This is a genomic window from Agromyces sp. P1_H4 (genome assembly GCF_056405255.1).
In genome coordinates this window covers 1-24,532 of sequence record NZ_JBFUCL010000009.1, presented here as the reverse complement: position 1 = coordinate 24,532, position 24,532 = coordinate 1, and the positions used below count along the sequence as shown (strand labels likewise).

Genomic DNA, 24,532 nt, shown 5'->3' with positions numbered 1-24,532 from the left:
CGTACGGATGCCGCGGCGCGCCGTCGTCCACGCCGGGCTGGCGCCCCTGCTGCACGGCGTTCTCGGCCGCGGCGATCTCGTCGCGCGATCCGCCGAGGTGCACGGTGGGCGCGAGGCCGACCTCGGGGTTCGTCCACGGCACCGGCCCGTCGAGCGCGAAGTCCACCTTGGCGACGCCCGAGCCGTAGCGGTACCGCCCGAGGGCGCGGGCATACCGCGCGGGCAGGTCGGCAGTGAGGAGCAGCTCGGGCGCGGTGTCGAGCAGCACCACGCGGCTGTGCACGTCGCCGAGCGCGCGCACCGGGGCATCCGTCACGATCTCACCGCCGAGCGAGCGCAGCTCGTTCGCGAGCGCGTCGGCGATGACCTGCGAGCCGCCCTTGGGCAGCCCCCAGCCCACGCCGTGCGCGTGCATCGCGAGCAGCAGTCCGGCGCCGGCCGTGGCGAGCGACGGCTGCCGGCCCGCGGCGTGCGCCATCACCCCGGTGAGGAGCGCCGGCGCCACGTCGCCGGCGAAGCGGGCGTCCCACCGGGACGTGCCCTGCTCGAGCGCACGCAGCCCGAACCGCGCCGTCGCGATCGGGTCGCGCGGCACGCGCAGCAGCTGCGAGCCCGTGAACTCGGCGACCCCGCGCTGCCGGGCGAGGAGCGGCGCGATGAGCCACCGCCACGCCGGTCCGTCGCGTCCGAGACCGGCGACGGTGCGGTCGAGGTCGCGCCAGGCGATGCCCGCGCGGCCGCCGTCGAGGGGGTGCGCGTATGACGCCTCGGGCACGATCCACTCGAGTCGGTCGAGCAGGCCGAGCCTGCGGAACACCGGTGAGGCGAGCGCGGCCGGGTGCACGGCCGAGCAGACGTCGTGCCGGAAGCCGGGGAGCGTCAGCCCGGCCGAGCGCACGCCTCCGCCGATCGACGACTCGGCCTCGAGCAGCCGGACCGACAACCCGGCCCGCGCCGCGACGACCGCCGCGACGAGGCCGTTCGGCCCGCTTCCGACGACCGTGACGTCGATCACGGGCTGTGGGCTCACCGTGTCAGAACCCGGCTCCCATGGTGTTCACGTAGATCCACGGCAGGCGGTCCATCACCAGCCGGTGCTGGTTGCCCTCGGCGTCGGGCCCCTCGTCGGGCACGGCGGGGTTCGACGACTGGCGCCGCTGCTGGCTCTCGTGCTCGTCGTCCTCCTGCCAGAGGATCGTGCGCCCGTCGTCGCTGACCTGCGCGACATAGGGCTTCACGTCGCCGGAGCGCAGCTCGGCGAGCGCGGCGTCGACGGATGCCGCGCGCTGCAGCCCGTGCAGCGTCACCCAGGTCGGCGGCCACAGGGTCAACGAGCCGGCGGCGTGCCGGTCGAGCGCGTCGACGGGTCGGAACCACTCGACGGCCATGACCTCCTCGGGGGCGGGAGTGATCTCGCCGTCGGGCACGCGCACGGCGAAGAAGGTGGTGCGGAGCTGCTTGGGCGAGTTCTTCGGCGGCGTCCAGTGCGAGAACGGCACGAGGTCGTAGCGGTCGAGCTCGAGTCCGATCTCCTCGCGCGTCTCGCGCACGGCGGCGCGGCGGGCGGCGTCCTCGGTGTCGACCGAGCCGCCGAGGGCGTCGGCCTCGTCGACGGCACCGCCGGGAAAGACCCACGCGCCGGCGAAGGAGCCGCGGTCGCGCGGTCGCTCCGCGAGGAGCACCTCGACGCCGCGTTCGCCGTCGCGCAGCAGGACGACGGTGGCCGCTGCGCCGGAGACCTCATCGTTGGTGAGGGATTCAAGGTCCGTGTTCATGCCTTCAGACTAGGCCGCGCGCGCGGCGAGCGCACCGATTCCCGCCGCCCGACGCGCGTCCGCGGTGGATACACTTCGGGCATGCAACTGCCTCGATTCCGCGGACCCGACGACGAGGCCGTGTCGCCGTTCGCGACGTTCGTGCGCGCGCCCAATCCCGGGCCGATGACGCTCGACGGCACCAACTCGTACGTGCTCCGGGCACCGGGCGCCGTGGGCACGGTCGTGGTCGATCCCGGCCCGTCGATCGCGTCGCACCTCGACCGCCTGGCGTCGTTCGGCCCGGTCGAGCTCGTGCTGCTCACGCATCACCACCCCGACCACAGCGAGGCGCTGGCCGAGTTCGCCGCCCGGGTGGGCGCGCCGGTCGCCGCGGTCGATCCGGCGTTCTGCATCGATCGCGCCCCGCTCATCGACACCGAGGTGATCGAGGCCGCCGGCATCGAGATCGGGGTCATGCGGACCCCGGGGCACACGGCCGACTCGGCGTGCTTCGTGCTCGCCGACGACGGCGACCACGGATCGGTGCTCACGGGCGACACCATCCTCGGCCGCGGCACGTCGATCATCGCCGATCCCGATGGGGCGCTCGGCCCCTACCTGGAGTCGCTCGGCCGGCTCAAGGCCCTCGCCGGCTCGGTGCGCGGCATGGTCGCCGTGCTGCCCGGACACGGACCGGTGCTCCGCGACCTCGGCTCGATCTGCGACGACTACCTGGTGCACCGCGCCGACCGCCTCGAGCAGGTGCGCCGTGCCCTCGCGAAGCTCGGCGCCGACGCGTCGGTCGGCGAGGTCACCGACCTCGTCTACGTCGACACGGATGCCGCGGTGCGGCCCGCCGCGGAGGCATCCGTTCGAGCGCAGCTCGTGTACCTCCGCGGGCGGGCGTAGCGCGTCAGGCCGCGACGAGCGCGAAGCCGCCGGTCCAGCCGATCTTCTCGCCGACGGCGGCGGTCAGCTGGAGGAACCCGAGCGACTCGAGCTCACGGGCGCGTGCGAGCCTGCCGGCGTCGACCGCGTTGAGGCCGCCGGCCCGCACGACGTCGGCGAGCGCCTGCTTGGCGAGCTCGTCGTCGCCGGCGATGAGCACCGTCGTGGGCAGGCCGCCGATGGTCTTCTGCGCGAGGGTCGCGGCGAAGTTGGTGTTGAACGCCTTGAGCACGCGCGAGTCGGGCAGCGCCTTGGCCAGCTCACTGGCGCGCGAGCCGTCGGCCGGCACGACGAGCGAGTCGAAGGTCTCGAAGTTCAGCGGGTTCGTGATGTCCACGACGATCCGTCCGGCGAGGTCGGCCCCGCGTGCCGCGACGATCTCGTCGATGGCGAAGTGCGGCACGGCGAGCACCACGATGTCGCCGGTGATGGGGTCGCTCGCGTCGCGGCCCACGACCTCGACGCTGTTGCCGCCGGCGGCCACGATGGCCCCGATCGCGCTGCCCATGTTGCCGTTGCCGATGATGCTGACGGTGGTCATGTCGTCCTCTCGTGCGCCCTTCGGGCGCGGTTACTTGTTGGTACAACCATCACCCTAGCGGCAATCAGTTGTCGCGTCAACCAATGCGGTAGGATGGAGTCATGACGAGCGAGACGAGATGGCTGAGCACCGAGGAATCCGCCGCCTGGGTGCGTCTCGTCGCGCTCACCGAGCTGCTGCCCGGTGCGCTCGACGCCCAGCTGCTGCGCGACGCCGGGCTCACGCACTTCGAGTACGGGGTGCTCATGTCGCTCGGCGCGGCATCCGATCGCACCATGCGCATGACCGAGCTCGCGTCCCGAACCAACGCGACCCTCCCCCGCCTCTCGCATGTCGCGCGGCGGCTCGAGGAGCGCGGGCTCATCCGCCGGTTCCCGTGCCCCGAGGACCGTCGCGCCACGAATGCCACCATCACCGACGCCGGCCTGCAGCTCATCGCGGATGCCGCGCCCGGCCACGTCGAGACGGTGCGGTCGAACGTGCTCGACGCGCTCTCCCCCGATCAGCTCGAGCAGCTCTACGCCATCGCCGGGGCCGTGCTGTCGCGCCTGGACCCCGACGAGCGGCTGACTGCGACGTCATGCCAATTCAGCGAGGGCCCGGCCGTCGCCCGCGCGGGCTGACCCGCGGCCGCGACAGGACGGGATCTGCGGGTCGTCCGCGTCGCCCACCCGCGAATTCCGTCCTCACGAAGGGGTGGGGTGGCAGCGCTGCTGCGGGCAGCGCTGCCGTGAGCGGCATCCGCCCCACCGCCGCCGGCCCCGGCGCAGGCTGGGGTCATGAGCGAATACGAGACCCCACCGATCCAGCCGATCGACGCCGAGCTCACGCGACGGCTGTTCCACGAGCGCATCATCGTGCTCGGCGACGAGCTCGACCAGGCCGGCGGCAACCGCATCATCGCGCAGCTGCTCACCCTGGCCGCCGACGACCCGCGCCGCGACATCCGCTTCTGGATCAACTCCCCCGGCGGGTCGGTGCCCGCGATGCTCGCGATCATGGACGTGATGCGTGCCATCCCGAACGACGTGGCGACCGTCGCCGTCGGCTGGGCGGCGAGCGCCGGCCAGTTCCTGCTCACGGCGGGCACGCCCGGCAAGCGGTACGCCCTGCCGCACGCGCGGGTGCTCATGCACCAGGGCTCGTCGGGCATCGGCGGCACGGCGGTCGACGTGGAGCTGCAGGCCGACGACCTGCGCTACACGCGCGACGTGGTGCTCGCCATCACCGCCGAGCTCACCGGGCAGCCGATCGAGCGCATCGCCCAGGACTCGTTGCGCGACCGCTGGTACACCGCCGAGCAGGCCGTGGAGTACGGCTTCGTCGACCGGGTGGTGCACGGCTCGGAGGAGCTCTACGGCGGCAGCGCCCGCCAGATGACCGGACTGCGGGTGCCGGCATGAGCTCCTACACGATCCCCTACGTCGTCGAGAAGCGCGGCAACGCCGAGCGCACGATGGACGTCTACAGCCGCCTGCTCTCGGAGCGCATCGTCTACCTCGGCACCGAGATCGACGACGGCGTCGCGAACGTGCTCATCGCGCAGTTCCTGCACCTCGCGTCGGAGTCGAGCGAGACGCCGATCAGCCTGTACCTGAACTCGCCCGGCGGATCGCCCGGGGCCGCCCTCGCGGTGTACGACACGATGCAGCACATCCGGCCGGATGTCGCGACGACATGCGTCGGGCAGGCCGGCGGCCCCGCCGCGGTACTGCTCGCGGGCGGCGCGAAGGGGCAGCGCGCGATCCTCCCGCACGGCAAGGTCACGCTGCACCAGCCCTCGACGCAGGGACGCGGCACCGTGCCCGACCTCATCCTGCACGCCGATGAGGTGGTGCGCGTTCGGGCCGAGCTCGAGGCGGCGCTCGCGGCCGACACGGGGCGCGACGTGCAGACGCTGCGCCACGACACCGACCGCGACCTCATCCTGCCCGCGGCGGCCGCGGTCGCCTACGGCCTCGCCGACCACGTGCTCGAGGCGCAGGCGCTGGCCGCCACCCGCTAGGACGCGAGCAGCTCGTCGACGAGGGCTCGCACGGTCGCCTCGAACGCGACGAAGGCCGGGTTGGCGGCGGCGTCCTCCGACCACAGTCGCAGCTCGTGCCGCTCGGCGCCGCCACCCAGCTCCACCGTGACGGGCACCTCGTCGTCGCCGATGCGGCGCGTCGATCCCCGGAGGTGCGCGAGGTCGGCGGCCTCGACCGCGTCCGACAGTCGCTCGGCCTGCGCGGGGGTGAGCACGCCGGTCGCCTCACGACGCCCGAGGTCGCCACGACCGGAACGGGACGAGGTCGCGGTGCCATCGGGCTCGACGGTGAGCGTCACGTAGCCGGACATCTCGTGTCCGCGCCGGTACCGCAGGATCATGTCGGCCCCCTCCTCACATCTCCCGCAGGGAACAGGTGTAGCCGGCGAACGCCCGCGCCACCTCGGTGACGATGTGCTGGAAGTGGCGCGCCCTGAACTTCGCCTGCGGGATGCCCTGAGCGTAGTAGTTCGCCATGATGCTGTGGTCGTTCGTCAGCACCCGGCCCGGGATCGCCGGGTTCGAGTACTCGTCGCTCACGCCGAGCGCCGCGTGGCCGAACTCGTGGGCGTAGGTGATGTCGATCTCGGGCGCCCCGCTGCCCTCGAGCTCGTAGACGTTGCCGCCGGCGGCCGCCATCGCGCTGTCGCCGCCCGGGGCGCCGCCGTGCACGCCGATCTGGTAGCCGCTGTCGAGGTCGTACAGGAGGAACGTGATCGGGAGCTCGATCGGCGCCGGCCCGGCGGCCGCCGAGTTCGGCGTGCAGACGACCTTGAACTTGTTGTCGAGGTAGGAGTACGCCGCGGTCTTCACACGGCGGATGAACGCGGCGTACGCGGCATCCGATGCCCAGGTGCCGTGACGCACCCAGTTGATGCCGAGCGTGATCTCGATGCTCGACTGGGTGCGGTTGAGGATGAGGTCCTGCGTGTAGGTGTTGCCGGTGTCGGTCGTCTCGGAGATCGCCGTGCGGGTCGTCTCGTCGCGGCTGACCACGGGCGCGGCCCCCGCCGGCACCCCGCGGAGCTGCTCCCCGGCGACCACCCGCTGCGCCACGCGGTTGCCGACCGTGCCCTGCATCCTGGCCATCGCGTCCCGCGCGATGCCGGCCGGTTCGGCTCGCAACCGGGCGGTGTCGAGCCCGGGCGCCTCCGCACGGTGGGCCGTGGGGGCGGGCACCGCTGCGTCCTGCGCCTCCGGGCCCTGCTCCAGGTGACGGATGCGGCCCATCCCACCATCGTCGCTCGCGACCGCGGCGGCGACCTGCTCCAATGTGCAGGCGTTCGGGCAGGCTCGCGGGCGCACGCGAGCGCGAGCCGCGGGAGGTGCCGCGGAAGCGCTACGCCGCGAGCAGGAACACGTCGCCGGGCGCGGCGAGCCCGACGCCCGTCACGACCACCGAGCCCGCGGCATCCGTGTGGCCCAGTCCGACGATGGCGACGTCCAGCGGATGCCGCGCCACGGCGTCCGCCCGGAACGCGTAGGACGCCTCGACGGTGAGCCGCTCGCGCCGCGCGGCCTCACGGCGTTCGGCGTCGAGCCGCGCCCCGAGCCGATCGCCCACGCGGCGCACCACGTCGACGAGCTCGAGGCCGAGCGCGTCGGCGACCGACCCGAGGATCTCGGACGACGGCTCCTTGCGCCCGCGCTCGATCTCGGAGAGGTACTGCGGCGAGACGCCCGCCGTGGCGGCGACCTCGGTCAGGATGCGCTCCTGCTCGAGGCGCTCGCCGCGGAGCACCTCGCCGAGCACGTGCCGCCAGAGCGGCTTGGTGGCCTGCGGGGCGACCGCCCCCGGGAACTCGACGACCTTGCCCATGTGCCGAGGCTAATCGCGCGCCGTCGCCGCCGTCAGCCCGATCCGCTCAGGGCAGAATCCGGATGCCGCGGCAGCGCGCCGCGTGTGCTCAGCCCCCGGCGGGGCTCACCTCGCCGCGCGTGCCGGCTCCTCGTCGAGCCGCTCGCTCACCCGCGCGGCGACGTCGGCGATCATGCGCTTCTCGTCGGGCTGGAGCACGTCGAGGAAGAGGCCGCGGATCGCCGAGGCATGATCGCGCATGGCGCCCAGCAGCGCCCGGCGGCCGTCGCGGGTGAGCACGACCCACGAGCCGCGGCCGTCGGTGTCGCACTCGACGCGCTCGACGAGCCCGCGCGCGGCCATGCGGGTGAGCTGGTGCGAGAGGCGGCTCTTCTCCCACGCGATCGCGTCGCCGAGCTCGCCGGGACGGAGGCGATGGTCGGGCGCCTGGAACAGCGTGAGCATCACGCCGTAGTCGCCCTGCGAGATGCCCGCATCGCGCTGCAGGCGCCGGTCGAGCTCGCGCATGAGGTCGCGGTGCATCGTGGCGAAGTCGTGCCAGAGCTGCCACTCGGTCGCATCGATCTCGGACACCTCGGACATGCCCCCAGCCTAGTGGAGATTGGTTGACGTGTCATCTATTAAGGTTATGATGACGCGTCAACTACTTCATCGGGAAGGCACACACACCATGTCCACTGTCAGGATCGGCATCATCATCGGCAGCACGCGTCCGGGCCGCGTCGGCGACCAGGTCGCGAACTGGGTGCTCGAGCACGCCTCCACGCGCACCGACGCCGAGTTCGAGCTCGTCGACCTCGCCGACTTCGCGCTCCCCCACCTCGATGAGGCCATGCCGCCCAGCCTCGGTCAGTACGCCAACGACCACACGAAGGCCTGGGCCGAGAAGGTCGACTCCTTCGACGGCTACATCTTCGTGACGCCCGAGTACAACCACTCCACCTCGGGCGCCCTCAAGAACGCGCTCGACTTCGTCTACGGCGAGTGGAACGACAAGGCGGCCGGACTCGTCAGCTACGGCGCGGCAGGCGGGACCCGAGCGGCCGAGCACCTCCGGCTCATCCTCGGCGAGCTGCAGGTCGCCGACGTGCGCCAGCAGGTCGCGTTCTCGCTCATGACCGACTTCGAGAACTACCACGTGTTCACGCCCGCGGCCTACCACCAGGGCATGCTCGCGACCCAGCTCGACCAGCTCGTGCCGTGGGCCGCTGCCCTCAAGGGCGTGCGCGACGCGCGCTCCGCGCTCGCCCAGGCGGCCTGACCCGACCGACCGCGCTTCGCGCACGAACGCCCCGGCGCCCGCTCATCGCGGTGCGCCGGGGCGTTCGTGGTGGCTCAGGCCGGCTCGTAGGTGAGGCAGTCGGCGTCGTCGACGCCCGGGCCGACGCGAACGGATGCCGCGGTGCACTCGAGCGACGAATTGTGCACGCACTCCGACCGCTGGCAGGCGCCGACGTGCGAGAGCACCTTGTCGAGTCCGCCCTTCGTGCCGAGCGGGATGAAGGTGGCGCACTCCGCGTCGCCGACGGATCCGCCGATGGTGACCGCGGCGGCGTGGCAGTGCGAATGGTCGTTGTACGAGCAGCCGGACACCGAACACTCGGCGACGGCGGGCAGATCGTCGAGCGTCATGCTCATGGTGACCTCCAAGGGCGATTGCGACGGTGCGATACCGCGATGGTAGCCCCGACGACCGGTCGCCCGCAGCATCCGACGCCGACTTTTCCGCAGATCAGGGGCACTTTTTTGGTGAGGCTAGCCTAACCTTCGTGCATCGGTCGGATCGCCCCTGCAGCCGCTCGCCATCGCTGCGGCGACGAACTTCGGATGGATGCCGTCGGCCGCGTCACCGGCCTAGGGTGAGCGAGTCACCCGTACGAGATCGGAGCGCACGTGGCATCCGCAGCACGCCGTTGGATCGGCCTGGTCGTCATCAGCCTCRCCGTCGCGCTGATCATCGTCGACTCGACGATCGTGAACGTGGCGATCCCCTCGATCGTCGACGACCTCGGTATCACGTCCACCCAGGTGCAATGGGTGCAGGAGAGCTACACCATCGTGTTCGCCGCCCTGCTGCTCACGTTCGGCACCATCGCCGACCGCGTGGGCCGCCGACGCATGATGGTCATCGGCATCACGATCTTCAGCCTCGCGAGCGTCGCCGCAGCCCTCGCACCGACGGGCGACCTGCTCATCCTCTCGCGGGTCGTGCAGGGCGTCGGCGGCGCGATGATCCTGCCGACCTCCCTGTCGATCATCAACGCGAACTTCCACGGGCGCGAGCGCGGCATCGCCTTCGCGGTGTGGGGCTCCACGATCGGCGGCATGGCGGCGGTCGGACCGCTCCTCGGCGGCTGGCTCACGACGGACTACTCGTGGCGGTGGGCGTTCGGCATCAACGTGCCGCTCGGCATCATCACGATCGTGGGCGCCCTGCTCACCGTCGCCGAGTCGCGGGCCGCGCACCCCATGCGCCTCGACCCGGTGGGCGCCGTGCTCTCGGTGATCACCTCGGCGAGCCTCGTCTTCGCCCTCATCGAGGGCCGCATCTACGGGTGGTGGGAGACCGAGTCGCCGCTCATGTTCGGCGAGTGGGAGTGGACCCTCCCGATCTCGCCCACGCCGTTCCTCTTCGCGATCGCCGTGCTGAGCGGCGCCGCCTTCGTGGCCTGGGGCCTCGCCCGGCAACGGCGCGGCCAGGACCCGATGCTGCCCTTCGGGCTGTTCCGCATCCCGTCGTTCCGCAACGGCAACATCGCGGCGCTCATCGTGTCGCTCGGCGAGTTCGGCATCATCCTGTCGCTGCCGCTCTGGCTGCAGAACGTGCTCGGCTACGACGCCCTGCAGACCGGCTACGTGCTGCTCGGGCTCGCCATCGGCGCGTTCGCCGCCAGCGGCGTCGCGGGCACCCTCGGCCAGCGGGTCGCGCCCGTGTGGACCGTGCGCGTGGGCATCCTGCTCGAGATCGCCGGCCTCGTCGTCATCGCGTTCGTCATCGCGGTCGACACCCCGTGGTGGCAGATCGTCATCGGCCTGTTCGTGTACGGGTTCGGCGTCGGTCTCGCGACCGCGCAGCTCACCGGCGTCGTGCTCGCCGACGTGCCCGTCGGGCAGAGCGGCCAGGCGTCGGGCACGCAGAGCACCGCGCGCCAGTTCGGGTCGGCGCTCGGCATCGCCATCCTCGGCACGGTGCTGTTCACCTCGCTCGGCGCCAACCTCGACGACGAGCTCGAGCCGTTCGTGCCCGAGCCGCAGCGCGAGCAGGTCGTCGACGCCRTRGTCGACAGCGCCGGGGCGGCCATCCCGGCCATCGAAGCGCAGTCGCCCGAGGCCGCGCAGGCGGCGCGCGAGGCGTTCAGCGATGCCACCCGGGCGTCGGCGCTCACGGCGGCCGGATTCCTCGCGGTCGGGCTCCTTGCCACGATCTCGCTCGGGTCGGGGCGCAGGCAGGACACGTCGGCGACCGACGACGTCGACACCGTGCCGGCCGCGAGCGGCGGGTCGCCGGCCTAGGACCTCCGGCGACGACGGGTCGCGGCGGCGACCGCCATCCCGGCGAGGATGAGCGCCGTCGCCCCGAGGATCGGGGGTGCGATGTCGTATCCCGTCGACGCGACGGCGCTCGGCGGCGAGGCAGGCGACCCCTGCCCGGGTGAGCCCGAGCCGGGCGGCACGACCGGGAGCTCGACGTCGACGACGGCCGATGACGGGGCGGACACCGCCGGCGTGCCGTCGGGTGCGGACGCGCTCGCCGTCGCGGTGTCCCCGATCGATCCGGCGTCGAGGTCGGCCCGGGTGACGAGGTAGGTGCCGGTGCACGTCGTCTCCTCGCCCGGGGCCAGCGTCGTGGCCGGGCAGTCCGGCCCCGTCGTGAGTTCGCCGGCGGGCGCGGCCGGCACGTCGTCGACCACGACCTCCGTGAGCGTCACCGTTCCGGTGTTGGCGACGACGAATGCGTAGGCGATCGCATCGCCCTCGGCCGACACGCTCGTCACGTCGGCGGTCTTGACCAGGGTGAGCGCGGGTGATTGCACCGCCGCGACGAGCGCCGTCGAGGGCGCCGATCGCACGATCGAGGCATCCGGAGCCAACGCCGCTGCCGTCGCCGTGTCCTCGATCGAGCCGGCGTCGAGATCGGCCTGGGTGACGAGGTACGTGCCGGTGCAGGTGGTCTCCGCACCGGGCGCGAGCGTCGCCACCGGGCATTCGGGGCCCGTCGTGAGCTCGCCCGCGGGCGCCGCAGCCACGTCGTCGATCGCGAGCTGCGTGAGGGTCACCGTCCCGGTGTTCGAGACCTGGAACTCGTACTCGATCTCGTCGCCGACCGCCGCGACACTCGCCACATCGGCCGTCTTGGTGATCGTGATCGCCGGGGCCTGCGCGACGTCGACGGTAACGGTGGACGGCGCAGATTCGACCACCGTGCCGGACCCGACGAGCCCGCGGGCGGTCGCGGTGTCGCCGACGGCGCCCGCATCGAGGTCGGCCTGGGTGACGACGTACGTGCCGGTGCAGGTCGTGTCCTCACCCGGGGCGAGCACCGCCTCGGGGCAGTCGGGACCGGTCACGAGACCGCTCGCAGGCGGCGCGAGCACGTCCAGCACCCCGACGTCGTTCACCGTCACCGTGCCCGTGTTCGTGACGAGGAACTCGTAGCCGATCACGTCGCCCACGGCGGAGACCGACGCGACGTTCGCCGACTTCGCGAGCGTCAGCTGCGGCGCCTGTGCGACGTCCACCGTCACGGTGGACGTCGGGGAGGTCACCGTCGACCGGTCGGGGGCGATTGCCGACGCGGTGGCGGTGTCCTCGATCGCACCCGCGTCGAGGTCGGCCTGCGACACGACGTAGGTGCCCGTGCACGTGGTGCCCTCGCCGGGGGCGAGCACGGTCTCGGGGCAGTCGGGGCCGGTGGCGAGGGCACCCGCGGGCGGCGTCGGCACGTCGAGCACCGCGACATCCGTCACCGTCACCGTGCCCGTGTTCGTCACCAGGAACGCGTACGACACCACGTCGCCCACCGCATCGACGCGTTCCACGTCGGCCGACTTGGCCAGCGTCAGCGACGGCGACTGCACGAGGTCCACGACGACCGTCGACGACTCCGACACCGCCGTGGCGAGGGGCGACGACGCCGACGCCGTGGCGGTGTTCGTGATCGAGCCCCGGTCCATGTCGGCCTGGGTGACCTCGTACTCCGCCGTGCACACCACCTGCTCGCCGGGGACGAAGCCTCCCGTCGGGCAGGTCGGCGCGGTCAGCGGCCCGGTGCCGTCGAACGCGAGCTCGGCGACCGACGCCGACGTCAACGTGGTGTTGCCGATGTTCTCGATCGTGAAGGCGAACTCGATCGGCTCGCCCGTGGCCGACGCGACGGCGGGCGTCGCGGTCTTCACGAGCGACACGGCCGGCGCCTGGTCGGCCGGCAGGAGCACCGTGGACGGCGCCGACTCGATCGGGCCCCCGTACGGCGGCTGCGCGGTCGCCGTCGCCGTGTTGCTCAGCGAGCCCGCATCGATGTCGGCCTGCGTCAGCGTGTACGTCGACGTGCAGAGGACCTGCTCGCCCGGGCCGAGTGGGCTGGTCGGACACGACGGGGCCGTCGGCACGCCGGTGCCGCTGAAGGCGCCCTCCACCACCGCGATCGACGCCAGGGGCACATTGCCGGTGTTCGTCACGACGAACGAGTAGGTGACGTCGCCCCCGACGACGAAGGTGGTCGCCGCCGTGTCGCCCGCGGACTTCTCGAGCGTGATCGCCGGGGCGGGAGCCACGCTCGTCACCGCAGTCGTGCAGTCGGGCGTGCACGCCGGGTCGTCGGCATCGGCGGGCGGGGTGACCGTCGCGACGTTCGTGAGGTCGCCGGTGGCGTCGATGGGCACGGTGCCGGTCACCGCGTAGGTGACGGTGCCGCCAGCCGGGATCGTGACGGTGTCGGCGAGATCACCCGCACCGGTGGCCGTGCAGGTACTGCCCGGGCTGGGTGCACATGCCCAGGCGAAGCCGGCCCCCGCGAGCTCGGCGGGCAGCGGATCCGTGACGGTCGCTCCGACCGCGGTGCCCGGGCCGCCGTTCGAGACGGTCACCGTGTACCCGAGCGGCTGTCCGGGAACGTATGGGCTGCTGGTCGCCGTCTTCTGGATCGAGAGGCTCACGGGCGTGGCGAAGGTGACGGTCGCGGGATCAGGGCCGTCGACACCCACGCCCGCCACGTTCGCGGGCCCGTTCACGTAGGTCCCGGCCGTGTCGGACGTGACCTTCACGCTGATGGTGCATGACGTCATGCGGTTGGCCAGGTCTCCCGCGACCGCGATCTGCGCACCGCCCAGCGGTGCGGTGACCACCCCCGACGGGCACGTGGTGGCCGGGGCGCCTGCTGCGACGACGAGGCCGGTGGGCAGCGAGTCCGTGAACGACCAGCCGTTCTTCGCCGCGAGCTCGCTCGTGTTCGTCACCGTGAAGGTCAGTACCGACGTCTCGCCGGTCAGCAGGCGCGACGGCGCGAACGACTTGTCGAGCGCCGGGGTCACGTCGATGATGCTGATGTTGTCGAACGCATGGTCGTTGCCGCCGCCGCTGCCGTAGTTGTTCACCATGCGCACGCCGATGGACGTGCCGTTCACGAGGACCGCGCCGTTGGACGTGTAGGTGCCGACCCTGGCGGTCGCGGCGGCGGCCTGGCCGAGCGCGGGCACCGCGACGGTCGTAAGACTCGCACAGGCGTTGATCTGGGAGCCCACGGGCACCGCCGCGCCGGTGTCGGTCAGCAGGGAGAACTGCAGCAGCGGCGCACCGACCTGGCAGTTGACCGCCGCGACGTCGACGCTGAAGTTGATGAACCGGTTCGCCCCCACGAACGGCACATTGGTCACCGTCTGGAACTCGACGGCCCCGGCCCCGGGGTTGTTGGCGGTGAACGCCGAGACGGAGTAGTTGTCGCGGGCCGCGGTGACGGACTGGCCGCGGAAGACCCCGAGCGCCTGCGACAGCTGCTGGGTCGCGTTCCAGTAGACCTGCCCGTTGGCGCCGTTCACGTTGCAGTCGGTGATTTGCGCGGCGCCGTTCAGGGTCTGGTTGGCCGACGCGATCCAGCCGTTGCACCCGGTCAGCCATCCAGGTGCCGCCGTGTAGGTCTCCCCGGTCACGCCGGTATACGCGTTCAACCGCACGATCGGCGCAGGCCCCGGTCGGTTCTGGAAGTCCTCGCTGTACACCAGCGTGGGCGCCTCAGGCACTCCGGGTACGGCTTCGGCCTGCGCCGGATGCTGCAGCGCCGATCCCGCGATCCCCAGCGCGATCACGAGCGATGCGGCGAGCAGCGCCGCCGCCCGGCGAGTGGCAGGCGACGAGGAACGGACCCGACGATGGGCACGCCGGCGCGATCGCGCAGCCCACCCCTCGACCTGCTCACGCACGTCGGCACCCCCTCGACCTTCCCGTCATCCTCCCGGATGCGGGCCGAGCGGGACAAGCACCCGCACGGGGGCGGGAGCCGGCCGGCTCCCGGCTCAGTCTGGTGCGTTGTCGGGGTCGACCGCCTCGAGGGTCTGCTCCTCGACCGGGTTGTCGGCGTCGAGCTCGTTCGCGTCGGGGCCGAGGTCGTCGCCGTCGTGCATGATGTTGTCGGCGTCGTTGCGCGGCTCGCCCTCGGTCTCGTCCTGCCCGACGTCGGGCGTGAAGCGGTCGGCGTCGTGCCGTTGGGCGTGGTCGCGTGGCTCGGTCATGGCCCCTCCTCGGTCGAAGGCCGCATGCGGATGCCCCGGGCGATCTCCCATCCGGATGCCGCGTGCGGATGCCTCCAGCGTCCGCTCGACCGGCGCGAGGGTCAACGGGTTGACGGATTGCCTCTGGTGGGCGCGCGCCCGGGCACGACAGAATGGCGGGGAGCCCCTCGGAGGTACACGTGGACATCGAAACCGTGATCTGGTCGATTCTCGGACTGATCGTCGCCGTCGGCGGCGTGCTGCTCCTCGCGGCGCTCTGGTCGATCATCCGCGCTCCTCGCCAGCGCTGACTCCGCGCACCGAATCGACCGTATGACGAGCGCCACCACCACGGCTCCGGTGCTGCCCCGCCGTTCGCCGCCGCCCGCCGGCGCCGGCGCCGGTGACCGCCTCTCCGCACTGCTGCTCCTCTGCTTCACCCTGATCGCGATCGTGTGGGCGAACTCGCCATGGGGGTCGACGTACGACGCGTTCTGGGACACGCATGTCGAGATCGTCGTCGGCGGGTTCCAGGCACAGCTCACGCTGCACCAGCTCGTCAACGACGGCCTGATGGCGTTCTTCTTCTTCACCGTCGGCCTCGAGGTCAAACGCGAGTTCACCATCGGCGAGCTCACCGACCGTTCGCGCGCGGCGGTGCCCGTCATCGCGGCCGTCGCGGGGCTGGTGCTCCCTGCCGCGATCTTCATGCTGTTCAACGCGGGCACCGACGAGATGCACGCGTGGGGCGTCGTGATCTCCACCGACACGGCGTTCCTGCTCGGCGCCCTCGCGATCATCGGGCCCAAGTTCCCGTGGCGGTTGCGCACCTTCCTGCTCACCCTCGCCGTGGTCGACGACATCGGCGCGCTCGTGGCGATCGCGGTGTTCTACAACGAGGGCATCCAGCTGCTGCCGCTCGTGATCAGCGCGGTGCTGCTCGTGGCCCTCGCCCTCGTGCGCTTCCTGCCCGTCGGCCGCGGCCCGGCCTACGCCGTGCTCGGCTTCGGCCTGTGGCTGGGCGKCGGCGCAGCAGGCGTGCACCCGACGCTCGCGGGCGTCGCCGTGGCCCTCGTGATCCCGGTGTTCCCCCCGCGCCGCATGGAGGTCGAGCGGGCCGCCGAGCTCACTCGCGCGTTCCGCGAGTCGCCGAACACGACGTATGCGCGCGCGGCCACGCGGAGCCTGCGCGACTCCATCTCCATCAACGAGCGGCTTCAGGCGGCGTGGTCGCCCTACGTCGCGTTCATCGTGCTGCCGATCTTCGCGCTCGCGAACGCCGGCGTGCAGCTCGACCCGCAGACGCTGTCGGCCGCGGTGTCGTCGCCCCTCACCTGGGGCATCGTGGCGGGCCTCGTCATCGGCAAGTTCGTCGGCATCACGGGGGCCACGGCCTTGGTGCGGATGCTGCGCATCGGCACCCTCGCGCCCGGACTCACCGTGTCGCGCATCTCGGGAGGCGCGGCGCTGTCGGGCATCGGCTTCACGATCGCGCTGTTCATCGTGGGACTCGCGATCGAGGACCCCGAGACCCAGGATCTCGCGCGCGTCGGCGTGCTCGCGGCATCCGTCATCGCCTTCGTGCTCGGCTGGCTCATCTTCCTGGTCGGCGACCGGTTGCGGCCGCCCGTCGCCGTCGGCGCCAAGCTCGTGCGGCCGTTCGACCCCGAGCGCGACCACTTCCGCGGGCGGCCCGACGCGCCCCACCTGATCGTCGAGTACGGCGACTTCGAGTGCCCGTTCTGCAGCCGGGCGACGGGATCGATCGACGCGGTCATCGACCACTTCGGCGACGACGTCTGCTGGGTGTTCCGCCACCTGCCCCTCGAGGCGGTGCATCCGCACGCGCGGGAGTCGGCTCAGGCGGTGGAGGCGGCGGCGCTGCAGGGCCGGTTCTTCGACATGGCGCTGACCCTGTTCGCGAACCAGGACGACCTGACCACCGACGACCTCTGCCGCTACGCCCGCGACCTCGGCCTCGACATGGATCGCTTCGCCGACGACCTGCGGTCGCCCGCGGTCGTGCGACGCGTCGAGGACGACCGCCTCGACGCGCAGATGATGGACCTGCACGGCACGCCCACGTTCTTCATCGGCGAGCGCCGCCACAAGGGCCCGTACGACTCGGCCACGCTGATCGCCGCGCTCGAGGCGGAGCGCAAGCCCCTTGGTGAGCCCGCCGCCGGTGCCTAGCGTGGGGGCATGCCACCCGACGAACCGCTGACCGCTCAGGCGGACACCGACGCTGCGGCCGACGCCGCGAGCGAGGCCGGGGGCCGAGCAGCTTCCGCGGGCCGGGCGCTCACCCTCTCGATCGTGGTGCCGGTGCGCAACGACCGCGACCGCCTCGAGCGGCTGCTCGCCTCGGTCGCGGCGCAGTCCGTCGCGCCCGACGAGATCGTCATCGTCGACAACGGCGGCAACGGCGACCTGGGGCCGTTGGCGGCGCGCTACGGATGCCGCGTGGTCCCCGAGCCCGTCGTCGGCATCCCTGCGGCGGCCTCGACCGGCCTCGACGCGGCATCAGGCGACCTGCTCGCGCGTGTCGACGCCGACACCGTGCTGCCGCCCGACTGGGTGCGGGACGCCCGTGAGCGCTTCGCCGACCCGGCCGTGGAGGCTGTCACGGGGTGGGCGTGGCTGCCGAGCGCGCCGTCGCTCGCATCACGGCTGCTCATCACGGCGTACCTCGGCGGCTACACCGTGCTCGCCGGAGTCGCGCTCGGGCATCGGCCACTCTGGGGGTCGTCGGCGCTGCTGCGGCGCGAGCTCTGGCTGGCCGTACGCGACGACGTCTGCCGCCATGACCAGCGCGTGCACGACGACCTCGACCTCAGCATCCACCTGCCGCCGGGCACGAGGGTGCTGCGCGACCGCCGGCTCTCGGTGGGGGTGTCGACGCGGCCGTTCCGGGATCCGGGCAAGCTCTGGCGCTCCGCGAGCATGGGCGTGCACACATTCACCCGGCACTGGCCCGAGGAGCTGCCGCCGTATCGGTGGGCGCGCATCGCGCGGGCGCGCCGGACTCAGGCCCGATCGGGCGGGCGCACGTCGTCCCAGCCCGCCTGCGGCGTCTCGCAGGTCTCGCGGTAGACGTACTGCGACGGCCGCTTGCGCTCGTGGCTGACCCAGTCGATCGCGGGCCGGCGCTGTTCCTCGGGCACGTAGCCGAGCCGGTACACGGCCATGAGCTCGAGCTCGTCGGGCACCCGCAGCAGGCGCACGATCTCGTCCCACCGGCCGGGCACCTCCATCGGGAACGAGATGAACTGGATGCCCATGCCGAGCTCCACCGTCGTGAGCCAGACGTTCTCCATGGCGGCGCCCATGCTGAACACCGAGTAGAACGACGAGAGCTGCCCGGGCCGGTACTCGCTGCGGTCGAGCATGACGCCGAGGAGCAGCGGCGACCCGGCGACGAGCTTGCGGTTCTCCTCGCCGAGCGTCTTGGGCACGCCGAACGTGTTCATCAGCTTCTGCCCGCGCTTGGTGAACACCTGGCTGGTGAACGGGCGCAGCGGGGCGGGCAGCTTGTCGAAGAGCATGCCGCTGCGCTGCTCGTCCATCTCGGCCTGGCTGAACCGGAAGTACGGCTTGTAGCGCTCGAAGAAGGTGCCGTTCGACATCGCCTCGGTCATGCTCTCGCCCGAGATGCGCGCGATCGCCTCGATGGTCGGGCGGTCCTCGATCACGACGAAGCGCCAGGGCTGGCTGTTGAGCTGCGACGGCGCCCGGCCGGCCGCCTCCATGAGGATCCGCTGGTGCTCCTCCGAGACGGGGTCGGGCAGGAACGGCCCGTTCGTGGTCTTGCGGCGGCGGATCGCGTCGAGCAGTTCCATGCGTCCTACTTCCTGGTCTTCCGGGTGGTCCCGGGCTTCCGGGTCTGCGGCCTCGTGCGCTCGGGCAGGCTCGAACGCACCAGCGCGGCGAGGAAGAACGGCGCCGCGGTGAGCGCGACGAGCGGATGCCGCCGTGTCCGAGTGCCCGCATACGGGATCAGCGTCAGCGGCACGGCGGCCGGGGCGAGCAGCGCGGCGGCGGCACGGCTCGAGCCCCGCGGGCTCCCCCACACGGCCGAGCTCATCGCGCCGACGGCGATCGAGAAGGTCGCGATGTAGAGCGCGTGGTGCACCCACCGCACATTCCGGGTGTCGACGAGACGCAGGGCGACGGATGCCCCGAGCGCGCAGTTCGCGGCGTAGCTCACCGTGGCCGCGGTGAACATCGGCGCGGAGCGCACGTCAGGCCACCGGGCTTCCGCCGGCGGAGTCCTGCCGAAGCTGCTCGCCCTGCGAGGTGGCTCCCGAGGCCGTCTCGCGCCGTCGGCGCAGTGGCTTGCGTGCGTCGATCGACGGGTCGGGGCCGTCCCACACCTTGATGATCGCCCAGCCGACCGCCGCGATCGGCACCGCGAGCACGGCGCCCACGATGCCGCCGAGGATGGTGCCGGCGGTGAGGGCGATGAGGATGACCAGCGGATGCAGCTTCAGCGACTGCGCCATCACCACGGGCTGCAGCAGGTCGCCCTCGAGCTGGTTCACGGCGATGACGATCGCGACGACGATGAGCGCGACGACCGGTCCGTTGGCCACGAGCGCGACGAGCGCGGCGAGGATGCCGGCGACCGTGGCGCCGACGAGCGGGATGAACGAGCCGAGGAACACGATGACAGCGAGCGGCAGGGCGAGCGGCACCTGCAGGATCACGAGGCCGAGGCCGATCACGACGGCGTCGACGAGTCCGACGATCGCGGTGCCGCGGATGTAGCCGCCGAAGACCTTGACGCTCGTCGTGCCGACCCGGCGTCCGCGCTCGAGCCGCACGCCGCTGAAGGGGCGGAGGAAGAACGCCCAGATGCGGTCGCCGTCCTTGAGGAAGAAGAAGAGCACCACCAGCACGAGCAGCGCCCCCGCGACGAACTCCGTGGCGGCCGAAACGCCCCGCACCGCCCCGGCGCCGAACTCGGCGCTCGTGACGTAGTCGACGACCGCGTCCCGCGCGGAGGTGATCTGCTCCTGGTCGATCGGGAAGGGCAGGTCCTTGAGCCAGGCCTGCAGGTCGTCGAACCCCTCGGTGGCGGAGGTTGCCAGCTCGTCCCACTGGTTGCGCACCGCGAACACGATCGCGGTGACGACACCGCCGAGCACGAGGATGCCGCCGACCAGTGTCACCCACGCCGCGAGCATCGGCGACAGTCCGCGACGTCGCAGCCAGCCCACGAGCGGCGCCGCGGCCGAGGCGACGATGAGTGCGATGAGCACGGGGATGACGAGGAGCTTCACCTGCACCAGCGCCCACACGGCGAGCGCGGCGAGCGTCACGACGAGGAGGACCTGCAGGCTCCGGATGCTCCAGCGACCGAGTCGGTCGTTCCACAGGCGCTCCGGGCGCACCGGCGAGGGCGGTCGATCGCTCATGCCCTCACCCTAGGGGCCGGGCGGCCGGGGACGAACCCCCTGTCCTGCGCCCGACCGATGGGGTACGGTCCCCCTCGGCACGGCACGGCTCGGCTCTGCACGGCGTGCGGTCACCGACGCGCCCGGAGCACCTCGTCGACCCAGTCGGGCACCACGACGCTCGCCGGGCCGTGCCGCACCTCGTCGAACAGCGGGGTGATCTCGCTCGGCGCGAGGTTCAGCTCGATCGTGTGCGCGCCCGCCGCGGCGGCCGTCATCACGAAGCCGGCCGCCGGGTACACGGCGCCCGAGGTGCCGATCGCCGCGAAGCGGTCGCTGGCGAGCAGCGCCTCGTCGATGAGGTCGAGGTCGTAGGGCATCTCGCCGAACCACACCACGTCGGGGCGCAGCATCCGCTCGCCGCACTCGGGGCACGGCGGCCGCTCGACGAGGTCGGCCGCGACGGGCACCCGCCGACCGCACGCCAGGCAGCGCGCCTGCAGCAGGTCGCCGTGCATGTGCACCACTCGCTGCGAGCCCGCGCGTTCGTGCAGGTCGTCGATGTTCTGCGTGACCACGAGCAGGTCGTCGCCGAGATCGCGTTCGAGTCGCGCCAGGGCCAGGTGCGCCGGGTTCGGCTCGGCCTGGGCCACGGCATGGCGCCGCGCGTCGTAGAAGCGGTGCACCATGACGGGATCGCGCGCGAACCCCTCGGGGGTGGCGACGTCCTCGACGCGGTGCCCCTCCCAGAGTCCGCCCGCGTCGCGGAACGTCGGCACGCCGCTCTCGGCCGAGATGCCGGCGCCGGTGAGCACGACGAGTCGCATGCCTCCATTGAATCGCGAGTACGTCCGTCGGGGTATGCCAGGTGACTCCGACGGGCGGATGCCGCGGCCCCACCGCACCGGCATCGTGGAGGGCATGGGCACCACCACGCGCACGCCGCCACTCCCGCGCACGGAGGCCCGGGTCATCCGGATGCCGCTCTCATCCCGCGCGCGAAAGCTCCTGCTGCTCGTGCACATCGCGGCCTCGGGCACCTGGCTGGGGCTCGACCTGGCACTCGGCATCCTCGTCGTCACCGCGCTCACCGCGGATGCGATGGGCGCCGGCGCCGCGGCGGCCAGTCTCGTCGCGGTGTCGACGTGGCCGCTGGTGATCGTCGGGCTCCTCACCCTGGCCACGGGGGTGCTCCTGGGGCTCGGCACGAAGTACGGGCTGGTGCGCTACCGCTGGGTGCTCGTGAAGCTCGTCGTCAACGTGGTGCTCGTGACGCTCGTCGTCCTCGTGCTCTGGCCCGGGCTCACGACCCTCGCCGACGGCGGTCGAGCGGCGCTCGCCGACGGGGTGGCGCCCGCGGTGACGGCGAACCTCGTCTTCCCGCCCGTCGTCTCGTCGACCGCGCTCCTCGCGGCGATGACGCTGTCGGTGTTCAAGCCGTGGGGCCGGACCCGACCCTCGGCGACGTCGACCAGACGGCGAGCGCCACGAGCAGCGGCTGGAAGAACAGGCGGATGAACCGCGCCCGATCGGTCGTGAGGCCGAACGCGTCGCGACGCTCGGCCCACTGGGCGAGGTTGCCGGGGAACACGGCGACGAAGAACGCCGCGACGATCGCGCCGATGCGACCGCGTTCGCGCGGCAGCGCGACGAGCGCCGCGCCGAGGCCGACCTCGACCACGCCCGAGCCGACCACCACCGCGTCGGGGTCCATCGGCACCCACGGCGGCACCTGCGCACGGAACTCGCGGCGCGCCCAGAACAGGTGGCTGACGCCGGCGAAGACCAGGAATGCGGCGAGCACGAGTCGCCCCAGGGTGCGGGCCGGCGTCGAGGCGGGCACGCCCGAACGGCGGCTCATCGCTCGATCGACTTCCGGTCGTCGGACGGGCGCACGACGGCGCGCAGCACGAAGAAGACGACGACGGCCACCACGGCGACGATGGCCAGCTTGGCGATGAACCACAGCAGGCTGAACACCACGTCGACGAGGAACCAGGCGACGAGGACGGCGACGATCACGCCGATGACGGTCCAGACGGTTCGACTCATGTTTCGAGGCTAGCCGTAGGATGACCGCTCATGGCCCCCGATGCGATCGACGGCTTCATCGAACGGCTGGCGGCCGGCGGGTCCGGCCCGAACAGCGCGAACCCGTTCGATGCCTCCCGCCCCGAGAATGCGCTGCGGCGGCGCAACCTCGACCGCTACCTGCGCCAGCTCGCCGAGCGACAGCCGGCGACGCTCCTCGTCGGCGAGGCACCCGGCTACCGCGGCATGGCGATCACGGGCGTACCGTTCACGAACACGGTGCTCCTGCGTCGTGGCGTCGAGCACTTCGACCTGTTCGGCACCGAGCACGGCTATGAGATCCCGGATGCCGCCGGCGTCGCCGCCGAGCCGACGGCGACGGTGATGTGGCAGGTCCTCGAGGGCCTCGACTTCCTCCCGCTGCTGTGGAGCGCGTTCCCCCTGCACCCGCATCGCCCGGATGCCCCGCTGTCGAACCGCACGCCGACCGGTGCCGAGACGGCGGAATGGGCGTGGTCGTGGCAGGCCCTGGCCGAGGTGTTCGGCATCCGGTCGATCGTCGCGGTCGGGAACGTCGCGCAGGCGAGCCTCGCCCGCAGCGGGTGGGACGTGCCGCGGGTGCGGCATCCGTCGCACGGCGGTCGTGAGGGGTTCCGGGCGGGACTGCAGGCGCTGCTCGACGAGGGCGTCATCCGCTGATCGGCAGGCCGCGCCCGGCGCCCAGCGCGCGGCGGCGACGATCAGCGGGCACCGCCGAGGCGGGCCGAGATCTCCGCGGCCGTGGCGCGGGCGGCGGCGACCACTTCGTCGAGGCCGACGGCGCTGTACGAGGTGCCGATGTACGGCACGGTCAGCGCGGCGATCGTGCCTCCGGCGCGATCGGTGACGGCGGCCACCACGTCGGTGATGCCCGCCTGCAGGCGGTCTGCGCGGGTCAGGTACCCGGCCGCGAGCAGCTCCGCCTCTCCGGGGAGCAGCCGGCCCGCGGCATCCGGAGCCCCCGCCGTGAGCACCGCGCCGGTCGCCGTCGTCTCGAGCGGGAAGCGCGCGCCCACCCGCACCTGGTAGCCGAAGTCGGCGGGCGACTCGGCCTGGGCGATGATGCGCACCTCACCGGCGTCGTCGACGCCGAGGTTGCACGACTGGCGGATGCGATCGGCGAGCTCGCGCATGGGCGCTGCGGCCAGCTGCACGAGGCCACGGAGCGGCGGATGCCGGTGGGCGAGGTCGAACAGCGCCATCGAGAGCACGTACCGCGCCGACCGGTCGTCACGCGTGAGGTAGCCGCGGCGCTCGAGGGTCGCGAGCACGCGGTAGATCTGGCTGACGTTTCGACCGACCGCCTCGGCGATCTCGGTCTGCGTGAGCCCGCCCGCCTCGTTCGCGAGCAGCTCGAGGATGTCGAGCGCCTTGTCGAGGGCCGGCGCGGCGTACTCGACCCCGCGGCCCGCCGTGGTCGCCTCGGGCTCGGGGCTCACCGGTCGGCTCCGAGGGCCCGGACGAACCGTCGCGCGATCTCGCGCTCGAGGTCGTCGGGCACCGGCTGCGGCCCGGGCGCCAGCGACGCGGCATCCGTCGCCACCCGCTCGAGCGAGAGCGACTGCAGCAGGAAGCCGAGGTCCATGGCCTCGAGGGAGTTGCCCTTCGGCTCCCGTCCGGCGAGGTTCACCATGCGGCCACCCGCGAGGAGGATGAGCTCGCGTCCGTCGGGCAGGTCGATGCGCTCGATCGCCGCGTCGAGCTCGGTCACGGCGACGGCGCGGCCGGAGAGGGCTTCGGTGTCGATCTCCCACGGGAAGTGGCCGGCGTTCGCGAGCACGGCGCCGCTCGGCATCCGGTCGATGACGGCGTCGGTGATGATGCCCGGATGCCCCGTGGCGGTGATGAAGAACTCGCCCCACTCGGCGAGGTCGCCGAGCTCGCCCACGCGGTAGCCGTCGAGGGCCGCCTCGAAGGCCTTGATCTCGTCGATCTCGGCGACCGCGACACGCCCGCCGAAGGCCCGGAGGTACTGCGCGATGCCCCGCCCGCACCAGCCGTAGCCCGCGACGACGAACCGCCGCCCGGGGATCATCAGGTTCGTGATGCGCATGATGCTCTCGACGACCGACTGGCCGACGCCGTGCCGGTTCTCGCCGATCGCCTTGAGTGGGCTGTCGTTGATGACGATCGACGGGAACGGCACGCGCCCGGCGAGTTCGCCGCGCAGCCGGATGCCGCCGCTCGTCGTCTCCTCGGTGCCGCCGACCACGTCGCCCTCGATGCCGGCGGCGACGAGACCCGCGACGAGGTCCGCGCCGTTGTCGAGGAC

28 protein-coding genes are annotated in these 24,532 nt (G+C 72.4%); 10 read left to right on the top strand and 18 right to left on the bottom strand.

Going from position 1 to position 24,532, the window contains the following annotated elements:
- A partial coding sequence (locus AC1DY2_RS01600) for a phytoene desaturase family protein (RefSeq protein ID WP_476760825.1) occupies positions 1-1,015 on the bottom strand: 1,015 nt, incomplete at its 3' end.
- Between the two features lie 19 nt (positions 1,016-1,034).
- On the bottom strand, positions 1,035-1,775 hold the full coding sequence (locus AC1DY2_RS01595; RefSeq protein ID WP_476760824.1) for an NUDIX hydrolase: 741 nt from the start codon (positions 1,773-1,775) through the stop codon (positions 1,035-1,037).
- An 81-nt stretch (positions 1,776-1,856) separates the two neighbouring features.
- On the opposite strand from AC1DY2_RS01595, the gene AC1DY2_RS01590 reads away from it, so the two are divergent.
- Positions 1,857-2,666 (top strand): MBL fold metallo-hydrolase, encoded by an 810-nt coding sequence (locus tag AC1DY2_RS01590; protein WP_476760823.1) that lies wholly within the window; start codon positions 1,857-1,859, stop codon positions 2,664-2,666.
- Between the two features lie 4 nt (positions 2,667-2,670).
- On the opposite strand, the gene AC1DY2_RS01585 is transcribed toward AC1DY2_RS01590, so the two are convergent.
- The gene (locus AC1DY2_RS01585; RefSeq protein ID WP_476760822.1) at positions 2,671-3,246 is read right to left on the bottom strand and encodes an NADPH-dependent F420 reductase; all 576 of its coding nucleotides are present in this window, start codon (positions 3,244-3,246) and stop codon (positions 2,671-2,673) included.
- Positions 3,247-3,347: 101 nt separating this feature from the next.
- On the opposite strand from AC1DY2_RS01585, the gene AC1DY2_RS01580 reads away from it, so the two are divergent.
- From AC1DY2_RS01580 to AC1DY2_RS01570, 3 genes are all read left to right on the top strand, one after another.
- The gene (locus AC1DY2_RS01580; protein ID WP_476760821.1) at positions 3,348-3,869 is read left to right on the top strand and encodes a MarR family winged helix-turn-helix transcriptional regulator; all 522 of its coding nucleotides are present in this window, start codon (positions 3,348-3,350) and stop codon (positions 3,867-3,869) included.
- 156 nt (positions 3,870-4,025) lie between these two features.
- On the top strand, positions 4,026-4,649 hold the full coding sequence (locus AC1DY2_RS01575; RefSeq protein ID WP_476760820.1) for a ClpP family protease: 624 nt from the start codon (positions 4,026-4,028) through the stop codon (positions 4,647-4,649).
- Entirely contained in the window at positions 4,646-5,251 is a 606-nt protein-coding gene (locus tag AC1DY2_RS01570) for a ClpP family protease (protein WP_476760819.1), read from the top strand. Before AC1DY2_RS01575 ends, AC1DY2_RS01570 begins: the two co-directional genes overlap by 4 nt.
- Here AC1DY2_RS01570 and AC1DY2_RS01565 read toward each other — a convergent pair.
- The 4 genes from AC1DY2_RS01565 to AC1DY2_RS01550 all read right to left on the bottom strand — a co-directional run bounded on the left by AC1DY2_RS01565 (position 5,248) and on the right by AC1DY2_RS01550 (position 7,673).
- Positions 5,248-5,613 (bottom strand): hypothetical protein, encoded by a 366-nt coding sequence (locus AC1DY2_RS01565; RefSeq protein ID WP_476760818.1) that lies wholly within the window; start codon positions 5,611-5,613, stop codon positions 5,248-5,250. The two genes, AC1DY2_RS01570 and AC1DY2_RS01565, sit on opposite strands and share 4 nt — an antisense overlap.
- 13 nt (positions 5,614-5,626) lie before the next feature.
- Positions 5,627-6,502, bottom strand: coding sequence for a hypothetical protein (locus tag AC1DY2_RS01560; RefSeq protein ID WP_476760817.1), 876 nt, complete (start codon positions 6,500-6,502; stop codon positions 5,627-5,629).
- 109 nt (positions 6,503-6,611) lie between these two features.
- On the bottom strand, positions 6,612-7,091 hold the full coding sequence (locus tag AC1DY2_RS01555) for a helix-turn-helix domain-containing protein (protein ID WP_476760816.1): 480 nt from the start codon (positions 7,089-7,091) through the stop codon (positions 6,612-6,614).
- A gap of 105 nt (positions 7,092-7,196) precedes the next feature.
- A complete protein-coding gene (locus tag AC1DY2_RS01550) occupies positions 7,197-7,673 on the bottom strand; it encodes a MarR family winged helix-turn-helix transcriptional regulator (protein ID WP_476760815.1) in 477 nt (158 codons plus the stop codon).
- Positions 7,674-7,761: 88 nt separating this feature from the next.
- Between AC1DY2_RS01550 and AC1DY2_RS01545 the strand changes: the two genes are divergently transcribed.
- On the top strand, positions 7,762-8,352 hold the full coding sequence (locus AC1DY2_RS01545) for an NADPH-dependent FMN reductase (protein WP_476760814.1): 591 nt from the start codon (positions 7,762-7,764) through the stop codon (positions 8,350-8,352).
- A 74-nt stretch (positions 8,353-8,426) separates the two neighbouring features.
- Here the strand turns inward: AC1DY2_RS01545 and AC1DY2_RS01540 are convergent, their stop codons facing one another.
- On the bottom strand, positions 8,427-8,729 hold the full coding sequence (locus tag AC1DY2_RS01540; protein ID WP_309973839.1) for a DUF1540 domain-containing protein: 303 nt from the start codon (positions 8,727-8,729) through the stop codon (positions 8,427-8,429).
- Between the two features lie 255 nt (positions 8,730-8,984).
- Between AC1DY2_RS01540 and AC1DY2_RS01535 the strand changes: the two genes are divergently transcribed.
- Positions 8,985-10,604: a DHA2 family efflux MFS transporter permease subunit gene (locus AC1DY2_RS01535; RefSeq protein WP_476760813.1), complete on the top strand. Its 1,620-nt coding sequence runs from the start codon at positions 8,985-8,987 to the stop codon at positions 10,602-10,604.
- Here AC1DY2_RS01535 and AC1DY2_RS01530 read toward each other — a convergent pair.
- The gene (locus tag AC1DY2_RS01530) at positions 10,601-14,392 is read right to left on the bottom strand and encodes a DUF7507 domain-containing protein (RefSeq protein WP_476760812.1); all 3,792 of its coding nucleotides are present in this window, start codon (positions 14,390-14,392) and stop codon (positions 10,601-10,603) included. The two genes, AC1DY2_RS01535 and AC1DY2_RS01530, sit on opposite strands and share 4 nt — an antisense overlap.
- Positions 14,393-14,599: 207 nt before the next feature.
- Positions 14,600-14,815 carry a hypothetical protein gene (locus AC1DY2_RS01525; RefSeq protein WP_476760811.1) on the bottom strand — a complete coding sequence of 72 codons (216 nt, stop codon included), beginning with the start codon at positions 14,813-14,815 and terminating at the stop codon, positions 14,600-14,602.
- Between the two features lie 312 nt (positions 14,816-15,127).
- Here AC1DY2_RS01525 and nhaA point away from each other — a divergent pair, with 312 nt between their 5' ends.
- On the top strand, positions 15,128-16,987 hold the full coding sequence (gene nhaA, locus AC1DY2_RS01520) for a Na+/H+ antiporter NhaA (protein WP_476760810.1): 1,860 nt from the start codon (positions 15,128-15,130) through the stop codon (positions 16,985-16,987).
- A gap of 9 nt (positions 16,988-16,996) precedes the next feature.
- Positions 16,997-17,887 carry a glycosyltransferase family 2 protein gene (locus AC1DY2_RS01515; RefSeq protein WP_476760809.1) on the top strand — a complete coding sequence of 297 codons (891 nt, stop codon included), beginning with the start codon at positions 16,997-16,999 and terminating at the stop codon, positions 17,885-17,887.
- Here AC1DY2_RS01515 and AC1DY2_RS01510 read toward each other — a convergent pair.
- The 4 genes from AC1DY2_RS01510 to AC1DY2_RS01495 form a co-directional block, all read right to left on the bottom strand.
- Positions 17,821-18,633 carry a nitroreductase family protein gene (locus tag AC1DY2_RS01510; RefSeq protein WP_476760808.1) on the bottom strand — a complete coding sequence of 271 codons (813 nt, stop codon included), beginning with the start codon at positions 18,631-18,633 and terminating at the stop codon, positions 17,821-17,823. The genes AC1DY2_RS01515 and AC1DY2_RS01510 overlap by 67 nt on opposite strands.
- 5 nt (positions 18,634-18,638) lie before the next feature.
- Positions 18,639-19,019, bottom strand: coding sequence for a hypothetical protein (locus AC1DY2_RS01505; RefSeq protein WP_476760807.1), 381 nt, complete (start codon positions 19,017-19,019; stop codon positions 18,639-18,641).
- Between the two features lie 16 nt (positions 19,020-19,035).
- On the bottom strand, positions 19,036-20,211 hold the full coding sequence (locus AC1DY2_RS01500) for an AI-2E family transporter (protein ID WP_476760806.1): 1,176 nt from the start codon (positions 20,209-20,211) through the stop codon (positions 19,036-19,038).
- Positions 20,212-20,321: 110 nt separating this feature from the next.
- Positions 20,322-21,017: an NAD-dependent deacylase gene (locus AC1DY2_RS01495; RefSeq protein ID WP_476760805.1), complete on the bottom strand. Its 696-nt coding sequence runs from the start codon at positions 21,015-21,017 to the stop codon at positions 20,322-20,324.
- Between the two features lie 94 nt (positions 21,018-21,111).
- Here AC1DY2_RS01495 and AC1DY2_RS01490 point away from each other — a divergent pair, with 94 nt between their 5' ends.
- Positions 21,112-21,708 (top strand): hypothetical protein, encoded by a 597-nt coding sequence (locus tag AC1DY2_RS01490; protein WP_476760804.1) that lies wholly within the window; start codon positions 21,112-21,114, stop codon positions 21,706-21,708.
- Here the strand turns inward: AC1DY2_RS01490 and AC1DY2_RS01485 are convergent.
- Positions 21,623-22,051 carry a DoxX family protein gene (locus tag AC1DY2_RS01485; RefSeq protein WP_476760803.1) on the bottom strand — a complete coding sequence of 143 codons (429 nt, stop codon included), beginning with the start codon at positions 22,049-22,051 and terminating at the stop codon, positions 21,623-21,625. The genes AC1DY2_RS01490 and AC1DY2_RS01485 overlap by 86 nt on opposite strands.
- Positions 22,048-22,242 carry a hypothetical protein gene (locus AC1DY2_RS01480; RefSeq protein ID WP_309973859.1) on the bottom strand — a complete coding sequence of 65 codons (195 nt, stop codon included), beginning with the start codon at positions 22,240-22,242 and terminating at the stop codon, positions 22,048-22,050. The genes AC1DY2_RS01485 and AC1DY2_RS01480 overlap by 4 nt, the downstream gene beginning before the upstream one ends.
- Before the next feature lie 30 nt (positions 22,243-22,272).
- Between AC1DY2_RS01480 and AC1DY2_RS01475 the strand changes: the two genes are divergently transcribed.
- The gene (locus AC1DY2_RS01475; protein WP_476760802.1) at positions 22,273-22,920 is read left to right on the top strand and encodes a uracil-DNA glycosylase; all 648 of its coding nucleotides are present in this window, start codon (positions 22,273-22,275) and stop codon (positions 22,918-22,920) included.
- Positions 22,921-22,961: 41 nt separating this feature from the next.
- Here AC1DY2_RS01475 and AC1DY2_RS01470 read toward each other — a convergent pair whose 3' ends face one another.
- Positions 22,962-23,699 carry an IclR family transcriptional regulator gene (locus AC1DY2_RS01470; protein ID WP_476760801.1) on the bottom strand — a complete coding sequence of 246 codons (738 nt, stop codon included), beginning with the start codon at positions 23,697-23,699 and terminating at the stop codon, positions 22,962-22,964.
- On the bottom strand, positions 23,696-24,532 hold an 837-nt coding region (locus AC1DY2_RS01465), incomplete at its 5' end, for an adenosylhomocysteinase (protein ID WP_476760800.1). The genes AC1DY2_RS01465 and AC1DY2_RS01470, both read right to left, overlap by 4 nt.

Coding starts and splice junctions, on each gene's coding strand:
- AC1DY2_RS01595 (WP_476760824.1), bottom strand. CDS start 1,775: ATGAACACGGACCTTGAATCCCTCACCAACGATGAGGTCTCCGGCGCA.
- AC1DY2_RS01590 (WP_476760823.1), top strand. CDS start 1,857: ATGCAACTGCCTCGATTCCGCGGACCCGACGACGAGGCCGTGTCGCCG.
- AC1DY2_RS01585 (WP_476760822.1), bottom strand. CDS start 3,246: ATGACCACCGTCAGCATCATCGGCAACGGCAACATGGGCAGCGCGATC.
- AC1DY2_RS01580 (WP_476760821.1), top strand. CDS start 3,348: ATGACGAGCGAGACGAGATGGCTGAGCACCGAGGAATCCGCCGCCTGG.
- AC1DY2_RS01575 (WP_476760820.1), top strand. CDS start 4,026: ATGAGCGAATACGAGACCCCACCGATCCAGCCGATCGACGCCGAGCTC.
- AC1DY2_RS01570 (WP_476760819.1), top strand. CDS start 4,646: ATGAGCTCCTACACGATCCCCTACGTCGTCGAGAAGCGCGGCAACGCC.
- AC1DY2_RS01565 (WP_476760818.1), bottom strand. CDS start 5,613: ATGATCCTGCGGTACCGGCGCGGACACGAGATGTCCGGCTACGTGACG.
- AC1DY2_RS01560 (WP_476760817.1), bottom strand. CDS start 6,502: ATGGGCCGCATCCGTCACCTGGAGCAGGGCCCGGAGGCGCAGGACGCA.
- AC1DY2_RS01555 (WP_476760816.1), bottom strand. CDS start 7,091: ATGGGCAAGGTCGTCGAGTTCCCGGGGGCGGTCGCCCCGCAGGCCACC.
- AC1DY2_RS01550 (WP_476760815.1), bottom strand. CDS start 7,673: ATGTCCGAGGTGTCCGAGATCGATGCGACCGAGTGGCAGCTCTGGCAC.
- AC1DY2_RS01545 (WP_476760814.1), top strand. CDS start 7,762: ATGTCCACTGTCAGGATCGGCATCATCATCGGCAGCACGCGTCCGGGC.
- AC1DY2_RS01540 (WP_309973839.1), bottom strand. CDS start 8,729: ATGAGCATGACGCTCGACGATCTGCCCGCCGTCGCCGAGTGTTCGGTG.
- AC1DY2_RS01525 (WP_476760811.1), bottom strand. CDS start 14,815: ATGACCGAGCCACGCGACCACGCCCAACGGCACGACGCCGACCGCTTC.
- AC1DY2_RS01515 (WP_476760809.1), top strand. CDS start 16,997: ATGCCACCCGACGAACCGCTGACCGCTCAGGCGGACACCGACGCTGCG.
- AC1DY2_RS01510 (WP_476760808.1), bottom strand. CDS start 18,633: ATGGAACTGCTCGACGCGATCCGCCGCCGCAAGACCACGAACGGGCCG.
- AC1DY2_RS01505 (WP_476760807.1), bottom strand. CDS start 19,019: ATGTTCACCGCGGCCACGGTGAGCTACGCCGCGAACTGCGCGCTCGGG.
- AC1DY2_RS01500 (WP_476760806.1), bottom strand. CDS start 20,211: ATGAGCGATCGACCGCCCTCGCCGGTGCGCCCGGAGCGCCTGTGGAAC.
- AC1DY2_RS01495 (WP_476760805.1), bottom strand. CDS start 21,017: ATGCGACTCGTCGTGCTCACCGGCGCCGGCATCTCGGCCGAGAGCGGC.
- AC1DY2_RS01490 (WP_476760804.1), top strand. CDS start 21,112: ATGGGCACCACCACGCGCACGCCGCCACTCCCGCGCACGGAGGCCCGG.
- AC1DY2_RS01485 (WP_476760803.1), bottom strand. CDS start 22,051: ATGAGCCGCCGTTCGGGCGTGCCCGCCTCGACGCCGGCCCGCACCCTG.
- AC1DY2_RS01480 (WP_309973859.1), bottom strand. CDS start 22,242: ATGAGTCGAACCGTCTGGACCGTCATCGGCGTGATCGTCGCCGTCCTC.
- AC1DY2_RS01475 (WP_476760802.1), top strand. CDS start 22,273: ATGGCCCCCGATGCGATCGACGGCTTCATCGAACGGCTGGCGGCCGGC.